The sequence below is a fragment of the Nocardia rhamnosiphila NBRC 108938 genome (assembly GCF_000720425.1).
Classification (GTDB): Bacteria; Actinomycetota; Actinomycetes; order Mycobacteriales; family Mycobacteriaceae; genus Nocardia; species Nocardia rhamnosiphila.
In genome coordinates, this window is record NZ_JOAJ01000006.1 from 32,287 (window position 1) to 50,705 (window position 18,419).

Sequence of the window (18,419 nt, forward strand, 5' to 3'; positions counted from 1 at the left end):
TAGTGGAGATAACCGGGCGCGCGGGGCGAGACCATGGACCTCGCGCCAACCGCGCGAGGCGGACGGAAAGCGTCCCCGCGACGGCCGCGTCACTCGATGAGGAACGCGCCCGGGGGCCCGAGGAGACTTCGTGGCCGATCAAGAGCCGCTGGACACAACATCACAGGACGACGATCACTTGCCGGAGCGAATCCGAGTACATGCCCTGGCCAAACGGCTCGGCGTGACCAGTAAGCGCATCCTGGCCAAACTCAGCGAACTCGGGACCGAAGCCCGTAGTCCGCAATCGAGCGTGGACCGGGCCGTCGCGGAGTCGGTGCGCGAATCACTGACCGCTCCGCCCGCACTGGCTCCGGCCGAGCCCGGGCTGTTCGAGCCCACCGGTACCTCGGCGGGTCCGGTCGGCGCAGGGGATGCCGCAGTCCCGCCGGCGACGGAGGTCGCTGCCGCTCCGGCCGCCCAGAAGGCGGAACCGGCCACCGTGCGGCCGGGCACCGGCTCCGGGCAAATCCCTGGCATCGGCGAGGGGCCGGTGTCGGCCGGTGCCCCCGAGCAGGCACCGGAAGAGCCTGCCGCACCCCCGACCGAACCGGAACGACAGGCCGCGGCGACCGCCGCCGAGGCCGGTACCGCGGAAACCTCCGTTGCCGACGAGGTCCGCTCGTCCGCCGACAGTGCGACCGTGGCGTCCGCGTCGGCCGAGATCTCCGAGGCAGCGGATGCCTCCGCCGCGAGCGGCGCCCCGGCCGCGCCGGTGACCCCGCCGCCGGCTTTCACGGCCGCGGTGAATCTGTTCGCGAGCCCGGTGCCCGAGGAACCCATCGCGGCCGAACCGATGGTCTTCGAATCCGCGGTCGTCGCGGCCCCGCTGTTCCTCTCCCCGGACGCCGCGGCGGCGGAACAACCGCGCCGCCGCCGTAAGCCCGAACCCGAGTCCGAATCCGGCGCCGCCGCGGCGGCGGAGCAACCGCGCCGCCGCCGTAGGCCCGAGCCCGACTCCGGCGCCGAGGACACCGAATCGGACGCCGACACCGGTGTCGAATCCGAGGACCAGTCCGAGCAGGACGACTCCGACGACCAGCCGCGGCGGCGCCGTCGCGGCCGGCGTGGTCGCGGCCGGGGACGCGGCGAACAGGCCGCCGACTCCGAGGACACCGAGTCCGAAGACGGCACGGGCGCCGATTCCGCGGAACAGGCCACCGACACCGACGACCGGAGCGCCGAATCCGGTGCTGCCGACGAGTCCGGGTCCGACGAATCCGACGAGGCGGAGGAGGACTCGGAGAGCGGGTCCAGCCGCCGTCGTCGCCGTCGTCGGCGCCGCAAGGTCGCCGGTGAATCCGGCGACAGCGAACCGGCCGACGACGATCCGCCCAATACGGTCGTGCACGAGCGGGAACCGCGGAACAAGACCCGTACCCGCGCCACCGTCGACGAAGTACAGGGCATCACCGGCTCCACCCGGCTCGAGGCCAAACGGCAGCGCCGGCGCGACGGCCGCGAGGCCGGTCGCCGCCGCCCGCCGATCCTCACCGAATCGGAGTTCCTGGCCCGGCGCGAGGCCGTGGACCGGGTGATGGTCGTGCGGGAAAAGGAGTTCCCGGGCCATTCGTCCGCCACCCAGGTGGCCGTGCTCGAGGACAACATCCTGGTCGAGCATTTCGTCACCAGTACCGGATCGGCGTCCATGGTGGGCAATGTCTACCTGGGCAAGGTGCAGAACGTGCTGCCCAGTATGGAGGCCGCGTTCATCGATATCGGCCGGGGCCGCAACGGTGTGCTCTACGCGGGCGAGGTCAACTGGGAGGCCGCCGGGCTCGGCGGTAGGGAACGCAAGATCGAGCAGGCGCTCAAACCCGGCGACCAGGTGCTGGTCCAGGTGAGCAAGGACCCGGTCGGCCACAAGGGCGCCAGACTGACCACCCAGATCAGCCTCGCCGGTCGCTTCCTGGTGTACGTGCCCGGCGGTACCTCCACCGGCATCAGCCGCAAACTGCCCGATACCGAGCGCAAACGGCTCAAGGAGATCCTGCGCGAGATCGTCCCGGCCGATGCGGGCGTCATCATCCGGACTGCCTCCGAGGGGGTCAGCGAGGCCGAACTCACCCGTGACGTGGAACGGCTGCAAAAGGCCTGGCGCAAGATCACCGCGGCGGCCGAGAACGAGTCCGGCGCGCCGAAAACTCTCTACGAGGAGCCGGACCTACTCGTCAAGGTCGTGCGCGATCTGTTCAACGAGGATTTCTCGCGACTGGTGATCGAGGGCGAACGCTCCTGGAACACCGTCGAGAACTACATCGGCACCGTCGCCCCCGATCTGCTCCCGCGGGTCTCCCGGCACGAGAACAACGGCGTCGACGTCTTCGAGACGTACCGCATCGACGAGCAACTGGCCAAGGCCCTCGACCGCAAGGTGTGGCTGCCCTCGGGCGGCACCCTGGTGATCGACCGCACCGAGGCGATGACGGTCGTCGACGTCAACACCGGTAAGTTCACCGGCTCCGGCGGCGGCAACCTGGAGGAGACGGTCACCCGGAACAACCTCGAGGCGGCCGAGGAGATCGTGCGGCAGATGCGGCTGCGCGATATCGGCGGCATGATCGTGGTCGACTTCATCGATATGGTCCTCGAGTCCAACCGTGACCTGGTGCTGCGCCGTCTCACCGAGGCCCTCGGCCGGGACCGCACCCGGCACCAGGTCTCCGAGGTGACCTCGCTGGGCCTGGTCCAGATGACCCGTAAGAAGCTCGGGACCGGATTGGTGGAGGCGTTCTCCACCACCTGCGAGCACTGCCACGGTCGCGGCCTCCTGGTGCACAGCTACCCGGTGGAGCCGTCGGGCTCCGACGAGGGCGGTGCCGGCCGGGGCCGGGAGTCAGGTTCGCGCCGGCGTCGCAACCGGGACAAGGCCCCCGCGGCCCCCACGGCGCCGCAGCCGTCCATCCCCGAGCTGTCGGAAGAGGAGGCGGCGGCCAAGCGGGCGCACCCCGTGGCACTGGCCATGGCCGCCCATCATCCGGAGACCGATCAGGATGAGCCGGCGCCCGAGGCCACATCGGCCGAACAGGCCGCGGCGCCCGCTGCCGTGGGCGAGCCGGGCGGTTCCGCCGCGGCGCCGGAAGCGGTCGCGAGCGGCAAGGGTGGTGCGGCACCGGCCGAACCGCGGCGCCGGCGCACCCGGGTCCGCCGGTCGGCCGGTGCCGCCGGTACTTCGGCGGAGACTCCGGCCGCGGAACTGAACGGCAGCGGTACACCCGCCGAAGCCGGGGCCACCGAACCGGCCGAATCCGAACCCACGGCCACCGAGCCGGTCGTCACCGAATCGGCTGCCGTCGAATCCGGGGCCGCCGAGCAGGTCGCGTCCGAGGCCGCCCCGGCGGAAGCGGTCGCCACCGAACCGGGCCCGGTAGAGGAGAGCGGAGCGGCTGCGCCGGCACCGGAAACTCCGGCGGAGACGCCGGCCGGCGACGATACCGCGGAGGCGGCCACCGTGACTTCCGCCCCCACCGCGGAACGCAACGGTACGGCCGCTTCGGCGAACGGTGCGGCTCATCCGGCGGAGCTGGCCGCCGCTCCGGCGACGGAGCCGGTGGTGACCCCGGAGCCGGCCGCCGCGGCGAGCCCGGCCGAGGACGGTGGGACGGAAACCCGCAGCCGGCGGCGCCGGGTCGCCCGCTCGACCTCCGCACCGGCCGCCGACAGTGCGGGCGCGGTATTCGTCCTGTCCGCCACCGAGCAGCCCGACGCGCCGGTGACCGATTTCACGGCCGATCCGCCGGAGGTCGAGGTCCCGGTACGCCGGGCGCGCCGCCGGGCCGCGGGTCGTCCGTCCGGACCGCCGGTCGACGAACAGCACTGAGTCATCGCGCCGGGTGCCCGGCCCGCGGAATGCGGGCCGGGCACCCGGCGCGTCGGCAATACCGAGTGGTCGTACCCGGCGGCCGGAGGTCCGCGTCACACCGCTTCCGGTGCTCCGGCCGGTCCGCCGGGGTGCGGCGTGGGGACCGGTTTGGTCGCATGTACCGCCATCCTGTAATCTTGGCAGTCGCTGCCCGGCGACAGCATGTGCTGTTCCGTGGCCGGTTCCCGATACCGAGAGCCACCAGTGGCCGAGGCGGCGGATTACCAGACCAGTCGTGCGGTGGACCCCGGTGCGAAACCGAGGTACTACCGTGTGAACGAGTGCCGAGCACTAAAGGAAGAAGGGCAGCCGACCGATGGCAACGTACGCGATCGTCAAGACCGGCGGAAAGCAGTACAAGGTCGCGGTCGGTGACCTGGTGAAGGTCGAGAAGATCGAGGGTGCGCCGGGCACCTCCGTGGCACTGTCGCCGGTGCTCGTCGTCGATGGCGCCGAGCTCACCACCGCGGCCGACGCGCTCGCGAAGGTCTCGGTCTCGGCCGAGGTGGTCGAGCAGACCAAGGGCCCGAAGATCCGCATCCACAAGTTCAAGAACAAGACCGGCTACCACAAGCGCCAGGGACACCGTCAGCCGCTGACGGTCCTGAAGGTCACCGGCATCAAGTAACCACCCCGCAGGGCCGCGCAGGCCCGCGCTGAAGGAGTATCAGCAATGGCACATAAGAAGGGCGCATCCAGCTCCCGGAACGGCCGCGATTCCAATGCCAAGCGGCTCGGCGTGAAGCGTTTCGGCGGGCAGTCGGTGAAGGCCGGCGAGATCCTGGTGCGGCAGCGTGGCACCCACTTCCACCCCGGCGTCAATGTCGGCCGTGGCGGGGACGACACCCTGTTCGCGCTCGAGGCAGGTGCCGTCGAGTTCGGTAGCAAGCGGGGTCGTAAGACCGTCAACATCGTGGTCCCGGAGCCGGTCGAAGCCTGACCGGCTGACGACTCCACCACAGCGAGCGGGTCAGGGTGACAAACCCTCGGCCCGCTTTTCGCGTTTCCACCCCCGGTGCCGCCGCCCCGACCGGGCCCGGTCCCGTTTTCCGGCGCTGTGCCTTCCCGACTCCGGAGCGCACTGCCCGTCCCACCCTGGAACGCAGTGTCCGTCCCACCCCCGAACTCCCTGAGGAGGATGATCCGGCCATGGCCAAGTTCATCGACCGTGTCGTTCTTCATGTCCGTGCCGGCAAAGGCGGGCACGGTTGCGCGTCGGTGCACCGGGAGAAGTTCAAACCGCTGGGCGGACCCGACGGCGGTAACGGAGGCAACGGCGGGGATGTGATCCTCGAGGTGGACGCCAATGTGCACACCCTGCTGGACTTCCACTTCCATCCGCACGCCAAGGCCGGTAACGGCAAACCGGGCGAGGGCGGCAACCGGGACGGGAAGAAGGGCGGGGAGCTGCTACTGAAGGTCCCGGACGGAACCGTCGTGCTGGACGCCGACGGGGAGGTCCTGATGGACCTGGTCGGGGCCGGTAACCGGTTCGTCGTCGCGAAGGGCGGCCGGGGTGGTCTGGGGAATGCGGCCCTGGTGTCGCGGGCCCGTAAGGCGCCCGGTTTCGCGCTGCTCGGCGAGGAGGGCGAGGCCCACGATGTGGTCCTCGAACTCAAATCCGTCGCCGATGTGGGGCTGGTCGGGTTTCCGTCCGCGGGGAAGTCGTCGCTGGTCTCGGTGCTGTCCGCCGCCAAACCGAAGATCGCCGACTATCCCTTCACCACGTTGGTGCCGAACCTCGGCGTCGTGAACGCGGGCGATACGACATTCACGATCGCCGACGTCCCGGGACTGATTCCCGGGGCCAGTGAGGGACGCGGCCTCGGCCTGGACTTCCTCCGGCATCTGGAACGTTGCGCGGTGCTGGCGCATGTGGTCGATCTGGCGACGCTGGAACCCGGCCGCGACCCCCTCTCCGATATCGACGCTCTCGAAGCCGAACTCGCCGCCTACAACCCCGCCCTCCGCGGTGATGTGAGCCTGGGCGATCTCGCGGACCGGCCGCGGGTGGTGATCCTGAACAAGGTCGACGTGCCCGAGGCGGAAGATCTCGCCGACCTCGTCACACCCGAACTGCAGGAGCGGGGCTGGCCGGTGTTCCGGATCTCGGCGGTCGCCCATTCCGGTCTGCGGCAACTGACCTTCGCGCTCGCCGAACTGGTGCAGTCCTACCGCGACGCGCACCCCGCGGCCGCACCGAAGCGTCCGGTGATCCGCCCGGTCCCGGTGGACGATTCCGGGTTCACGGTGCGCGCCGACCCGGACGAGCCGGGCGGGTTCATCGTGCGCGGCACCCGGCCCGAACGCTGGGTGCGCCAGACCCAGTTCGACAACGACGAGGCCGTCGGTTATCTCGCCGACCGCCTGGCCCGGCTCGGCGTGGAGGACGAACTGGTGCGGCTGGGTGCGGAACCCGGTGCGCCGGTGACCATCGGCGAGGTGACCTTCGAATGGGAACCGCTGATCGCCGCGGGCACCGATATGGTCCCGACCGGCCGCGGTACCGATATCCGGCTCGAACAGACCGATCGGGTCAGTGCGGCCGAACGCAAGCACGCGTCGCGGGTGCGGCGCGGTCTGGTGGATGAGGAAAGCGAGGAGTAGGCGGGTGAACCAGGGTAACCACGGAGCAGGGGCACGGCCGTGACCCGGGTTTCGGCAGAACTCAGTGACGCCCGGCGTGCGATCGCCGGGGCTCGGCGGGTGGTGGTGAAGATCGGCTCGTCCGCGCTCACCAGCCTGACCGGTGGACTCGATATCGACCGGCTGGACCGGCTCGCCGATGCCGTCGAGGCCCGGATGCGGGCCGGTTCCGATGTGGTCGTCGTATCGTCCGGGGCGATCGGCGCGGGCCTGGCCCCGCTCGGCTTGACCAGGCGGCCCCGTGACCTCGCGACCAAACAGGCCGCGGCCAGCGTCGGCCAGCTCGCGCTGGTCCATGCCTGGGGCACCTCGTTCGCCCGGTACGACCGCACTGTCGGTCAGATCCTGCTCAGCGCCGACGATTTCGCCCGCCGGGAACACCACCGTAATGCGCAGCGCACCCTGGACCGGCTGCGTTCGCTGGGCGCGGTGGCGGTGGTGAACGAGAACGATACCGTCGCCACGGAGGAGATCCGGTTCGGCGACAACGACCGGCTGGCGGCGCTGGTGGCCCATCTGGTGGGCGCCGACGCATTGTTCCTGCTCTCCGATGTGGCCGGGCTCTACGACGGTGATCCGCGCAAGGGCGACGCGAACTTCATCGGCGAGGTGCGCACCAGCGCCGATCTCGACGGGGTGATCGCCGGAAGCGGCGGCGTGCTCGGCACCGGTGGGATGGCCTCGAAACTGTCGGCCGCCCGGCTGGCCGCGGACGCCGGTGTCCCGGTGCTGCTGGCCGCGGCCGCCGAGGCGGCCGAAGCGCTCGGGTCCGGTACGGTCGGCACCGCTTTCGCCGCCCGTCCGGTGCGGCTGTCGGCGCGGCGATTCTGGGTCCGGCACGCCGCCGACAGCCGGGGCGCGATCCTCATCGATTCCGGGGCGGTCGAAGCCGTCGCCAATGCCCGGCGCTCGCTGCTCGCCGCCGGAATCGTCGGGGTCCGCGGCCGGTTCCACGGCGGTGATGTGGTGGATCTCGTAGGCCCGGACCGTACGGTCGTGGCCCGCGGGGTCGTGGAATACGACGCCGCCGAACTCGCGACGGTGCTCGGCCGTTCGACCCGGGAACTGCCGGACGGTATGCAGCGTCCGGTGATCCACGCCGACGATCTGGTCCGCGTCTGACCGTGGGGACGACCTCGCGGGGGTGGATCCGGCCGCCGGGTCAGGCGATACGGCCCAGATGATCGGCCGTGCGGGTGGTTTCCGGTAGCCGGTAGCGCGGGGCAAGCCGCAGCACCAGCGCACAGGCGGAGTCGAGGGTGAAGCGATGTCCGACCGAGACGAACAGCGGCTTGACCCCGGGTTGGGTGCGCAGGGCGCGGCCGACGATTTCCCCGTCCACGGTGACCGGGCCCGAATCACCGCGGGCCGGACCCGGCTCGTGATATTCGCCGGAGGATTTCTTCGCGACACCGATACTGGGCAGGTCGGTGAGTACACCCAGATGCGCGGCGAGGCCGAACCGGCGGGGATGGGCCAGCCCGTGACCGTCGCAGACCAGCACATCGGGCTCCACGCGCAGGGCTTCGAGCGCGCGGGTCAGCGGTGGTATCTCGCGGAAGGCGAAAAGACCCGAGATATACGGGAACTCGACACGTTCCCGGACGACCGACCGGTCCACCACGGTCAGCGAATCCACATCCAGCACGGTGACCACGCCTATCGCGATATCGGGATCACGGTAGGCGACGTCGAGGCCGGCGGCCCGCCGGATCGGGCCGTGCTCGTCGCCCACCCGTACCCGGTCTCGCAGTCGCTGCTGTACGGCGACGGCCTCGTCCGCGCCGACCGCCCATTCATGCATCTGCCGGACCCGTACCATGCCGACAGGCTATCGGGGCCCGGCGACGACCGCGTAGCTGCGCAACCGTGCGGCGGCCCGTTCGTCGGCGAGTTCGACGCGCAGGTCGGGGTTCTCGTGGTAGAAGCGGATCAGCCAGTAGGTGGCCGCCGACCCGATCGAGAGTTTCTCCGCGTGGATACGTTTCGTGACCCGGCGACCGGGTTTGCGGCCGGGGCGGGAGATCCGGATGGTGCCCTTGGAATTGTTGCGCGACACCACCTCGATCTGTTCGATCGAGGTCCAGCTCACCATATTCGCGACCGAGGTTTTGGTGGGCAGCACGATATGCATCGGTGTCAGCACCAGCCGGCGGATCTCCGGTCGCCGCGCGTACACACAGAGATAGAGCAGCACCAGCCCGGCGGCGGTGAGAGCCACCCACGGTGGAATCGGCGGATGCGGATTCAGGGTGAGCGTGCCGGTCCAGGTGCCGATACCGAAGATCGCGCACAGTGTCGCCAGGCCGAGGAAACAGACGACCAGGGCGACCTCGTAACCGAGGGACCGGCGGATCTCCAGCGTGTCCTGCGCGTTGGCGAATCGCGCGCCTTCGATGCGGATCCGCGAACGGCCACGCGAGGTCGCCGAGAGCATCGGCAGGTAGGAGGCGACCCAGACGGCGGCCGCGATATGGAACGCCGACTGTAGCGGTTGCCCGGAATCCAGCGCGAGCGCGGCCTGGGCCAGTAGGAACGTGGCGAGCACGGCGACCAGGAACACCGCCGGATAGGTCCAGCCGTTCAGATTGCCCCACAGTTCCCGCGGGGGCGGGAAATAGTCCCGGTCCGGAACCGGTCGCGGATCGGCCACCGCGTCCGGCCCCGCAACGGCCTTCGGCTTCTCGGGGGATACGGTGTGCGGCTGGCTTGTCATCGGTACTACCTGTACTTCAGATTCGATCGGGCGCCTGCGATGATATCGGCAATCGAAGGGCAACTCCGCCTCGTGCGCCGTGTCGTCTGTGCGCCACCGTTCGAATCGGCGCCGGGCCCGCCTTCGTGTCTCCGCCCGGCCGGTGATCGCGGCGCGTTACGCCGCGACCCCCGACCGGGGAGATATTCGCGCGGTTCAGGATTCGGCGGCGACGGGGGCGAGCGTCCGCGGCGGCCGGAACCGGTCGATCAGCGCCACGACGATCAGCGAGAGCACACCCCAGATGGCGAAGGTGGTGAGGTGGGTGCCCACGATATCGGCGTCGAAGTACAGGATCGAGCGCACCGATTCGACCGCCGCGGGCATCGGGAGAACGTCGTGCAATATCCGGAACAACTGCGGTTCCAGATAAATCGATATCGCCCCGTTGGAGGCCGGTACGCCGAGGAACATGAGCACCGCGATCACCGGTAGTACCGCCAGCATGCCGAGGAGGCGGACGAAGATGGTGGTGAACAGTGCCGTGCTGAAGATCGCGACCGCGCCCATACCGACCAGTGCCGGGAAATGTCCGTCGATGGCACCGACGATCGGCCCGGCGATGACCCAGACGACCGCGGACATCGCCACCGACCAGCCGGCCAGGATCGGCAACAGGGTGCGCAGCCCCATGACCATGGGCGCGGCGGTCGAGCCGACGATGATGATCATGAAACCGGCCATGATCCAGCCCATCGCCAGATACATGCTCACGGTGCCCATGCTGTCGGAGGCAGTCAGGGCGGTGACGTTCTCGGTTTCCAGCGGCAGCTGCTGACCTGCCGCCACCTGGCCGAAGACGGTCCGCACCACCTGCTGCTGGCTCATCCCCGCGGCTTCGTTGGTGATCAGCGTGGCGTGCGGGGTGCCTGCCGAGGGCAGGACGTAGGCCGCGGAAACGGTGCGCTCGCGGACCAGTTCGCGGGCCTCGGCGGGGTCGGTGAGCCCGCGCAACTCGAACAGGCCGGTCATGTTCCGGTCCAGGCCCGCGACCACCTGATCGGCGATCTCCGGGGTCGCGGCGACGACCGCTACGGGCATCTTCTCCGGTGCCGGCTGGTACATGGCGCCGAGCATGGTGGTCATCATCATGGCAACCATCGCCAGCGGGAAGAAGGCCAGCAGCGCGTAGTGCACCCGGGTCCGCGGCCGCGGACCCGGCAGCAGGGACTCGACCGTGCGGGCCGGCAGTGGCGCCTCGGGATTGCGGCGGCGGCGCAGCGCGTCGATGCCGAGGGTCGCCGACAGGGCCACACCGGCACCGGCAGCGAGCACGATCAAGTGGCCGGGCAATCCGTTGCCGCCGAAATAGATCGCCGACCGCAGCGCCTCGCCCGTGGCGGGGGTGGGCAGGAAGCCGTGCAGGATCGGATAGAGGCCGGGCAGTGTGTAGACCGACATTCCGAGGTTCGACGCCGGGACACCCAGGACCATCAGGAACAGCATGCCCACCAGGACGGCCATCGGGCCGAGGATGCGGGTGAGGAAGAACTGCACCGAACCCACGGCGAATACGGCGAGCCAGCCGATCCCGAGGATTTCGGCGGTATGGCCGTCGAGGGCGCCGAGAATCGGTCCGGCCACGGTCCATACCAGGCCCGTCGTCACCGCTGCCCAGCCCGCCAGCAACGGTACGAAGCGCCGGAAGCGCAACAGTTCCGGCGCCGAGGACAGCATCAGGCTCAGCGGCATGTATCCGGCGAGCATGAGCGCGGTGGTCATGAACATCACGGCCAGTCCCGCGGGGTCCCGGCCGGGCAGCGGCGCGAGATCCTCGGCGCGGGGCTGCAGGTCGGCGCCGACTGCCTGGGCGGAGAGCACCTGCCCGATGGTGGACGCCTGGGAGGCGCCGGCCGCGCTTGCCGTGTAGACCGCGGCCGTGGCCTCACCCGGCTGCTCGGGGAGAGCGATCGCCGCGGTGACCTCGCGGTCGAGTACGAGCGCGCGGGCTTCCGCGGCGCCGGCGGCCACCCGTATGTCCACGGCCGCCCCCTGGTCCGCTTCCAGCGCAATGGCGAATTCGGCGGCCCCGGGCCCGGCCACGGCGACCGGCATATCGTTCGGCGCCGGAGCGTGCATGGCCGCCAGGTAACCGGTGATCATCATCGAGACCAGCAGGAACGGGAAGACGAACATGCCGACGATACGGCCGATCTTCTCTTTCTTCTCGCGCGCGAGCCGGTCCGCGGTGTCGGCGGCCGCGCTCGGGTGCGCGGTATCGGTCGGGGCAGCGGTCACCGGCGTACTCCTTGCTGTGGACGGCCCGGACCGGCGGGTCCGGCAGGGTTCGGGGTGGGAAGGAGCGGCGGGGCGGCGTCATCGAGGCCCGCACACCGCTCACCGGGTATACGGCAGAATTTACGCCACTTGACTTAAAACGTCCCGCCCGGCGTGCTGTGATACTGCTCGCAGCGTGATATCGGAAGATATGGGCAGTTCGGCGGCACGATGAGGAGACACAGTGGGACGGCGTGGTGATCTGGCCCGACAGGCGCTACTGGACGCGGCCGAGGAACTGTTCGCGACCCACGGCATCGATTCGGTGTCCAACCGCCGGATCGCCGAACACGCCGGGCAGTCCAATCACTCCGCCGTGGCCTACCACTTCGGTGGGCGCGACGAACTTTTGCGCGCACTGGTCGAGCGCTACCGGGAACCGGTGAGCCGGACCCGGGCGCGACTGTTCGCCGAACTGCCGCCCGACCCCGGTCTGGCGCAATACCTGCAATGCCTGATCCTGCCGGTCACCGGCCATATCGCCGAGCTGCCACGCGCCCACCTGGCGGGCCAGGTTCCAGCGGCAGCTGGCCACCACGCCCTCCACGGCCGGGATGCTCACCGAATCCGCTCGCACCGACCGGATTTCCGAACAGATCATCGCGCGCATCGACGACCTGCTCTCGGCCGTGCCGCCGACGGTGCAGTCCGGGCGGGAACGAATCGTCGCCCGGATGATCATCGATATCTGCGCGGAGTACGAGGAGCGGGTGGGGGCCGGCGCCGAACCCGCGCAATGGACGGCCTTGGGCTACTTCCTCACCGACGCCTGTGCGGGCCTGCTCAGCGCCCCGGTCAGCCACCCGGGTTTCGCGGGACTGTGACCTGTACGGCTCCGACTACCCCGGTCCGCCGTAGCTCAGACAGCGCACGGTAATCCCTGGGCCCCAGGGGTTCACCATCGCGCCGATTCCCCCGTACTCCGCCCGTCAGCGGGAGCGAGTGGTTACGGCAGGGCGCCGGTAGTGGATGACCGGCACACCGTCGTCGACCGTGATCGTGGCGGCCACACCGTAGACGTCGCGCACGAGTTGTTCGGTGAGGGTTTCGGCCGGGGTGCCGTGCGCGGCGACCCGGCCCCGGTCCAGGACCAGCAGGTAGTCGCAGAACATCGCGGCGAGATTGAGGTCGTGCAGGGCGACGACGGTGGTGAGCGGCAACCGCGTGACCAGATCGAGGATATCGAGCTGATGGGCGATATCGAGGTGATTGGTCGGTTCGTCGAGCAGCAGCTCACCGGGCTCCTGGGCCAGCGCCCGGGCGATCTGGGCCCGCTGCCGTTCGCCACCGGAGAGGGTGCTCCAGAAGCGGTGTGCGTGGCCGGTGAGCCCGGTGTCGCGCAGGGCCCGGTCGATCGCCGCCTCCTCGTCACCGTCCTGGCCGAACACGTCGCGGTGCGGAATGCGTCCGAGCCGCACCACATCCCGCACGGTGATATCGACCTCGGTGTGCGCGTGCTGCCCGACCATGGCGATCCGGCGGGCCAGCGGGCGGCGGCCCAGGCGGTGCAGGGGCGTTCCGTCCAGGGTGACGCTGCCGCGATCCGGTCGTGACACACCGGCGAGCAGGCGCAGCAGCGACGATTTACCGGAACCGTTCGGTCCCAGCAGACCCACGGTCTGCCCGGATTCCGGCCGGACGGTCACCGCATCGACGACCAGGTTGCCGCCGCGGGTCCAGGACAGATCCTGTGCGTGCAGCGTCACCGTGCGCTCCGCGGGTTCGGGGGCCGGCTCGTGGCCGCCCGGCCGGTCACGGCGCGCTCCGGGTGCGGAACAGCAGCAGGGCGAAGGCGGGGACACCGATGAGTGCCGTGACGACGCCGACCGGTACCTCCTGCGGCGCGAACACGGTCCGGGCGAGCGCGTCGACCCAGACCAGCAGGATGGCGCCCAGTACCGCGGTCACCGGGATCAGCCGGCTGTGCCGGGGACCGATGAGGAAACGCGCGGCGTGCGGTAGCACCAGGCCGATGAAACCGATCGCTCCGGCCGCGCTGACCATTACCGCGGTCATCAGCGCGGTGATCACGAGTAGGACCGCCCGGGTCCGGCCGACCGCGACCCCCAGGGTCGCGGCGGTCGACGAGCCGAAGGTGAACGCGTCCAGCGCGGAGGCGTACCACCGGCACAGCGCCAGCCCGGCGACGCACACGGCCGCGGTCGTGCCCACATCGGTCCAGGTGGCGCCCGCGAGTGAACCCAGCAGCCAGAACAGGATGCCGCGGGTCCGTTCGGCGTCGGCCGAGGACAGGACGACGAACGAGGTGAGCGCGGAGAACAGCTGGGTTCCGGCGACCCCGGCCAGGACCACCTTCGCGGTGCCGCCGCCGGCTCCCGCGGCCAGTACCAGCACCAGTCCGAACGATACGAGCGCACCGAGGAAAGCGCCGGTGGACAACGAGATCAGACCGCCGCCCACTCCGAGGACCGCCACCAGTACCGCACCCGTCGACGCGCCGGAGGAGATCCCGAGCACGAACGGATCGGCGAGCGGATTGCGCAACAGCGACTGCATGACCACCCCGCACACCGCCAGACCGGCACCGCAGATCGCGGCCAGCAGGGTCCGTGGCAGCCGCAACTGCCAGACGATGCCTTCGCGGATCGGTGAGACGGCCGCGGTGCCGATACCGAGTTTCTCGAACAGCACCGCATAGACCTCCCCGACCGACAGCTCGGCCGGACCGATCGTGATGGTGAATGCCATCGAGACGACCAGTACGGCCGCTCCCACCACCACCAGCGCCACCGTCGCGGGTGCGCGGGCGAGCCGGGCGGTGGTGCTCGACGCTGCGGAGCTCACGAACCGTAACCCCACCGCTCCAGGGCGTCGGCGACCTTCTCGACCCCGTCGACCGTCCGGATCGAGGGGTTCATATCGGCCCCGTTGACCACGATGTAGCGCCGCTCGCGGACCGCGGTCAGTTTCGCCGTCACCGGATTCGATTCCAGGAAGGCGATTTTGCTGTCCAGCGCGTCCCCGGCGAGGCTGCGCCGGCTCAGGTCGGCCAGGACCAGGGCGGTGGGGTCGCGGTCGAGGAGGGTCTCCCAGCTGACCTGCGGCCATTCGTCGGTGGTGTCATCGAAAACGTTCTTCGCGCCCACCGCGTCGGTGATGATCCCGGACGAGCCGCAGCAGCCCGCGACGTACGGCGTGGAGGTGTCGGCGAACCAGTAGGCCAGCGAGACCCGCTCCGCGGCGATCCGCCCGGACGCGGCCGCGTAGCGGTCGCGCAGTTCGGTGACCAGCCGCTCCCCGCGGTCCGCGACATCGAAGACGGCGGCCAGGTCGCGGATCTCCCGGTACACCGAATCCATGGTCAGCGGTTCGGTGCGAGCACCGTCGGCATTGACGCTGATATCGGTTTTGCCGTCGCAGTCGGTCGGCGAGAGGTAGGTGGGGACACCCAATTCGGTGAACTGCTGCCGCTCGGCCACGCCGCCGGGACCGAGGGTGCCGCCGAAGGAGGCGGCGACGAAATCCGGTTCCTTGTCCAGGACGACCTCGAACGAGGGTTGGTTGTCGGCCAGTCGCGGCACCCGCGCGTTGTCGGCGGCCAGGTTCTCCCGCACCGGATCGGTCCAGGTGGCGGTGCCGGCCAGCCGATCGGCCAGACCGAGTGACAGTAGGATCTCCGCCGCCCCTTGATTGAGCGCGACCGCCCGCTGCGGCGGCGCCGCCACGGTGACCTCGACACCGCAGTTCTCGATCGTCACCGGATAGCCGGCGGCGGACCCGGCGGCCGGACCGTCCGAGTCGGGCGCACCGCCACATCCGGCCAGCAGGAGGGTGGATACCACGGCGGTGACCGCCGAAGAAACGAACCGCGTCACGGCGTGGACTCCTTGCGTCTGGGCCTGTGCGCGAGGCCGGAACCGAGCTCGGCGGATGAGTGATCGGACTCCACCACGCGGGTGTCACCGTTGCGCGCCAGTCCCGGATTTCCACCGGGTTCCCTCATCACGCCACGACCGCAGTGCGGCCGCCGACCATGCTATCCGACAGTGAACTGGACGTTCGACCCGCTCGAGCCGGCGTACCGGCCGCGGCGAATGCGACGGCGATTTCCTGCCAGCGCGCACCGTATGCGCTCCCCGATGCTCATAGGGCACGAACGGAAAACACGAAAGGAACAACATGTCGGAGAAGATCGTCGTGGTCACCGGGGCGACCCGCGGCATCGGACGCGCCACCGCGACGGCGTTCGCCCGCGCGGGTTACCGGGTGATCGTCACCGGGCGCCGCGCGCCGGCGGTGGAGGCCGTGGTGGCCGAACTGCGGTCGGCGGGACTGGCGGCCGAGGGAGAGATCCTCGACGTGTGCTCGGTGGACAGCGCGCGGTGCCTGCGCGATTCCCTCGCCGAACGGCGCGACCACATCGATGTACTGGTGAACAATGCCGGCATCCTGCCCGAGGCCACCGCCACCGGCACGGTGAACTTCGCCCATCCCGGCGCGTTCACCGAGACATTGATGACCAACACCTTCGGCCCCGTCAATGTGATCGAAGCGCTGCTGCCGCTGGTACGCCGCGCACCGGCCGGGCGGATCGTCAACATCTCCACCGAGATGGGCTCGCTCACCGAGCAGCGGAACCCGGAGTCGGCGTACTACTCGATGGTGGTCCCGGGCTACCAGGCGTCGAAGGCGGCACTGAACAGCATCACGGTCGGCCTGGCGAAATCGCTCGCCGATACCGCCGTCCGGGTGACCTCGGTATGCCCCGGTTTCGTCGCGACCGAATTGGCTCCCGCGGCGGCCGACGCGCCGACGACGCCGGAGCAGGCCGCCCAGGTCGTCCTCGCCGCGGCGGAATCGCCGGAGGTGTCCACCGACGGTTCCTTCGTCGGCGTGCAGGGGGCCATCGCCTGGTAGCGGGTCCGGGTGGAGTGTTCGATGCTGTTCCCGGTCGGCACCACGGCGTCACGTGCCACCACGCTCGGTTCCATCGGCCTGACCTCGCCCGTGCGGGGCCACCGTCCCGACTGCCGGCGCAGTCGCTCGGACAGACGCGAACGCAGTTCGTCATCGAGGGCCGCCGCGGTGACCGCCAGGAAATCGAGGTCGCTGTCGTACTGCAGACCGCTGGTCACCACCGACCCATACAGGTACAGCCCGAGCAGGTCGGCACCCAGCAGGTCGGTGACGATTCGCTGATCGGCCCGGTATCCGCGGCGAGACCGGCGGGTGGCATGGGCACGAATCCACGATAGGCCCAAGGGGTATCGACAGTGTCCGGGCATCGGGCGGGGCCGAGGTATTGCACTCCGGCGACAGTGCGCGCCACTGGTTGCTTCGTACTCCGCAGGGCCCCTTCGTGGTGCACGACGTCGTGCGGAGGGAGGACAGCGGAATCGGGGTTGTCACGGAGGTGCCCGGCCGGGCAGGTGGTCTAGGTTCGAGTGGAGGTCCGGCCCGGGCCGGACGGGTGGGTCGTCGGACAAATCGGAACAGCGAGGTCGAGGCATGGGTGCGGTTCGGACGGTCACCGGTTCCCGGCGAGAGCTCTCCGGACCCGAGGACCCGCAGCCGGTGCGCTGGTCGTGGCCGGCGCGGGTGGCGTTCCGGTTCGGAGTCGTCTACAGCGTGATCTTCTGCGTGATGATCGGGCAGATCCTCTTCGTCTTCGCGGGCTTCACCCAACACTTCCTGCCCGATACCGCGCCGATGTGGCCGCTGATGGCCGCCGAATCGGTGCTGACGTGGGTGGGGCAGACGGTGTTCGGCATCGAGGTGCAGTTCCACAGTGATTCCGGCAGCGGTGACCAGGCGATCATCTGGGTGATGGTGTTCACCGCGCTGGTGGTGGCGGGCGTGGCGGCGGCGCTGTGGTCGGTGCTCGACCGGCGGCGCCTCGCGTACCCGCGGGCCGGCGCGTGGTCCTTGACGATCCTGCGGTGGTGCGTCGCCGGGCAGATGCTGTTCTACGGCATCGCCAAGGCGGTGCCGACCCAGATGCCGCCGCCACCGTTCTCGGCGCTCATCCAGCCCTACGGTCAGCTCTCCCCGATGGCGGTGCTGTGGCTGCAGGTGGGTAGCGCGCCGGTATACGAGATCCTGCTCGGGGTAGCGGAACTGGTCGGTGGCCTACTGCTGCTGGTACCGCGCACGGCCACCCTCGGCGCGATGCTGAGTGTGGTGAGCATGGCGCAGGTGTTCGTGCTGAACATGACCTTCGATGTCCCGGTCAAGATCGTGTCGTTCCATCTGCTGGTCTTCTCACTGATCCTGCTCGTCCCGCAGGCCCGCCGTTTCGCGGATTTCTTCCTGCTCGCCCGCCGTGCCGATCCCGCCGTACAACCGCCGCTGTGCACGAGCCGGCGGGGCGCGCGGATCGCCGGCTTCGCCCAGGCGGTGGTCGGTATCTGGCTGCTCGTCGGGGTGGCGGTCCTCGGCTGGTCGAGCTGGCGGGATTACGGCGGCGGTGCGCCGAAGCCCGAGCTCTACGGGCTGTGGGAGGTCACCGAGTTCCGGATGGCCGGCCGGCCGGTCCCCCCGCTGCTCACCGACCCGGATCGCTGGCAGCGGCTGGTGATCGAGACCGAGGGCGCGGTGTCGTGGCAACGGATGGACGGGGCGTTGGTGACGGTGCCCGCACAGGTCGACGCGACCGCGCACACCCTCACGGTCGCCGCTCCGGCCGGTACCGGCCCGGCGGGCATACCGACCGCCGACTTCGCCTATACCCGTCCGGAACCCGGCATCTTGCGCCTGGACGGAGAACTGGACGGCCGGCCGGTGACCATCGATCTACGAGCGACCGATCCCGCTGCCTTCCCGCTGAACGGTCCGCGGTTCCACTGGGTGCAGGACTACCCCGATCAGTAGTGCTCCGCG

At 70.0% G+C, this 18,419-nt stretch carries 14 protein-coding genes and 1 riboswitch; of the genes, 8 read left to right on the top strand and 6 right to left on the bottom strand.

Annotated elements, in window-relative coordinates; all coding sequences use genetic code 11:
• Positions 1-130: 130 nt before the first annotated feature.
• The 5 genes from IG75_RS0120985 (at position 131) to proB (ending at position 7,669) form a co-directional block, all read left to right on the top strand.
• Complete coding sequence (locus IG75_RS0120985) at positions 131-3,859, top strand: translation initiation factor IF-2 N-terminal domain-containing protein (RefSeq protein WP_030523234.1); 3,729 nt, start codon at positions 131-133, stop codon at positions 3,857-3,859.
• Between the two features lie 358 nt (positions 3,860-4,217).
• Positions 4,218-4,529, top strand: coding sequence for a 50S ribosomal protein L21 (gene rplU / locus IG75_RS0120990; RefSeq protein ID WP_030523233.1), 312 nt, complete (start codon positions 4,218-4,220; stop codon positions 4,527-4,529).
• Positions 4,530-4,574: 45 nt separating this feature from the next.
• The gene (gene rpmA, locus IG75_RS0120995) at positions 4,575-4,841 is read left to right on the top strand and encodes a 50S ribosomal protein L27 (RefSeq protein WP_030523232.1); all 267 of its coding nucleotides are present in this window, start codon (positions 4,575-4,577) and stop codon (positions 4,839-4,841) included.
• A 209-nt stretch (positions 4,842-5,050) separates the two neighbouring features.
• Positions 5,051-6,508 (top strand): GTPase ObgE, encoded by a 1,458-nt coding sequence (gene obgE, locus IG75_RS0121000; RefSeq protein WP_030523231.1) that lies wholly within the window; start codon positions 5,051-5,053, stop codon positions 6,506-6,508.
• A 39-nt stretch (positions 6,509-6,547) separates the two neighbouring features.
• Complete coding sequence (gene proB / locus IG75_RS0121005) at positions 6,548-7,669, top strand: glutamate 5-kinase (RefSeq protein ID WP_030523230.1); 1,122 nt, start codon at positions 6,548-6,550, stop codon at positions 7,667-7,669.
• A 40-nt stretch (positions 7,670-7,709) separates the two neighbouring features.
• Here proB and IG75_RS0121010 read toward each other — a convergent pair whose 3' ends face one another.
• The 3 genes from IG75_RS0121010 to IG75_RS0121020 all read right to left on the bottom strand — a co-directional run bounded on the left by IG75_RS0121010 (position 7,710) and on the right by IG75_RS0121020 (position 11,540).
• Positions 7,710-8,369, bottom strand: a complete 660-nt coding sequence (locus IG75_RS0121010; RefSeq protein ID WP_051714776.1) for an endonuclease V — start codon at positions 8,367-8,369, stop codon at positions 7,710-7,712.
• A gap of 9 nt (positions 8,370-8,378) precedes the next feature.
• Positions 8,379-9,263, bottom strand: coding sequence for a hypothetical protein (locus IG75_RS0121015; protein ID WP_030523228.1), 885 nt, complete (start codon positions 9,261-9,263; stop codon positions 8,379-8,381).
• 195 nt (positions 9,264-9,458) lie between these two features.
• The gene (locus IG75_RS0121020) at positions 9,459-11,540 is read right to left on the bottom strand and encodes an ABC-2 transporter permease (protein WP_051714777.1); all 2,082 of its coding nucleotides are present in this window, start codon (positions 11,538-11,540) and stop codon (positions 9,459-9,461) included.
• Between the two features lie 593 nt (positions 11,541-12,133).
• Between IG75_RS0121020 and IG75_RS40335 the strand changes: the two genes are divergently transcribed.
• A complete protein-coding gene (locus IG75_RS40335; RefSeq protein ID WP_245713446.1) occupies positions 12,134-12,403 on the top strand; it encodes a hypothetical protein in 270 nt (89 codons plus the stop codon).
• A 105-nt stretch (positions 12,404-12,508) separates the two neighbouring features.
• On the opposite strand, the gene IG75_RS0121030 is transcribed toward IG75_RS40335, so the two are convergent.
• The 3 genes from IG75_RS0121030 to IG75_RS0121040 form a co-directional block, all read right to left on the bottom strand.
• Positions 12,509-13,285: an ABC transporter ATP-binding protein gene (locus tag IG75_RS0121030; protein ID WP_030523226.1), complete on the bottom strand. Its 777-nt coding sequence runs from the start codon at positions 13,283-13,285 to the stop codon at positions 12,509-12,511.
• Between the two features lie 46 nt (positions 13,286-13,331).
• The gene (locus IG75_RS0121035; protein WP_081877054.1) at positions 13,332-14,288 is read right to left on the bottom strand and encodes a FecCD family ABC transporter permease; all 957 of its coding nucleotides are present in this window, start codon (positions 14,286-14,288) and stop codon (positions 13,332-13,334) included.
• A gap of 92 nt (positions 14,289-14,380) precedes the next feature.
• Positions 14,381-15,415, bottom strand: a complete 1,035-nt coding sequence (locus IG75_RS0121040; protein ID WP_030523224.1) for an ABC transporter substrate-binding protein — start codon at positions 15,413-15,415, stop codon at positions 14,381-14,383.
• 36 nt (positions 15,416-15,451) lie between these two features.
• Positions 15,452-15,584: riboswitch (cobalamin riboswitch) on the bottom strand.
• A 135-nt stretch (positions 15,585-15,719) separates the two neighbouring features.
• On the opposite strand from IG75_RS0121040, the gene IG75_RS0121045 reads away from it, so the two are divergent.
• Positions 15,720-16,457 (top strand): SDR family NAD(P)-dependent oxidoreductase, encoded by a 738-nt coding sequence (locus tag IG75_RS0121045; RefSeq protein ID WP_030523223.1) that lies wholly within the window; start codon positions 15,720-15,722, stop codon positions 16,455-16,457.
• A gap of 591 nt (positions 16,458-17,048) precedes the next feature.
• Positions 17,049-18,410 (top strand): hypothetical protein, encoded by a 1,362-nt coding sequence (locus IG75_RS0121055; protein ID WP_030523221.1) that lies wholly within the window; start codon positions 17,049-17,051, stop codon positions 18,408-18,410.
• The last annotated feature ends 9 nt before the right edge of the window (positions 18,411-18,419 follow it).

Bases quoted from the DNA above. Each gene is read 5' to 3' on its own strand.
- rplU (WP_030523233.1), top strand. From the start codon at position 4,218: ATGGCAACGTACGCGATCGTCAAGACCGGCGGAAAGCAGTACAAGGTC.
- IG75_RS0121055 (WP_030523221.1), top strand. From the start codon at position 17,049: ATGGGTGCGGTTCGGACGGTCACCGGTTCCCGGCGAGAGCTCTCCGGA.
- IG75_RS40335 (WP_245713446.1), top strand. From the start codon at position 12,134: ATGCTCACCGAATCCGCTCGCACCGACCGGATTTCCGAACAGATCATC.
- obgE (WP_030523231.1), top strand. From the start codon at position 5,051: ATGGCCAAGTTCATCGACCGTGTCGTTCTTCATGTCCGTGCCGGCAAA.
- rpmA (WP_030523232.1), top strand. From the start codon at position 4,575: ATGGCACATAAGAAGGGCGCATCCAGCTCCCGGAACGGCCGCGATTCC.
- IG75_RS0121035 (WP_081877054.1), bottom strand. From the start codon at position 14,288: ATGGCATTCACCATCACGATCGGTCCGGCCGAGCTGTCGGTCGGGGAG.
- IG75_RS0121015 (WP_030523228.1), bottom strand. From the start codon at position 9,263: ATGACAAGCCAGCCGCACACCGTATCCCCCGAGAAGCCGAAGGCCGTT.
- IG75_RS0121045 (WP_030523223.1), top strand. From the start codon at position 15,720: ATGTCGGAGAAGATCGTCGTGGTCACCGGGGCGACCCGCGGCATCGGA.
- IG75_RS0121010 (WP_051714776.1), bottom strand. From the start codon at position 8,369: ATGGTACGGGTCCGGCAGATGCATGAATGGGCGGTCGGCGCGGACGAG.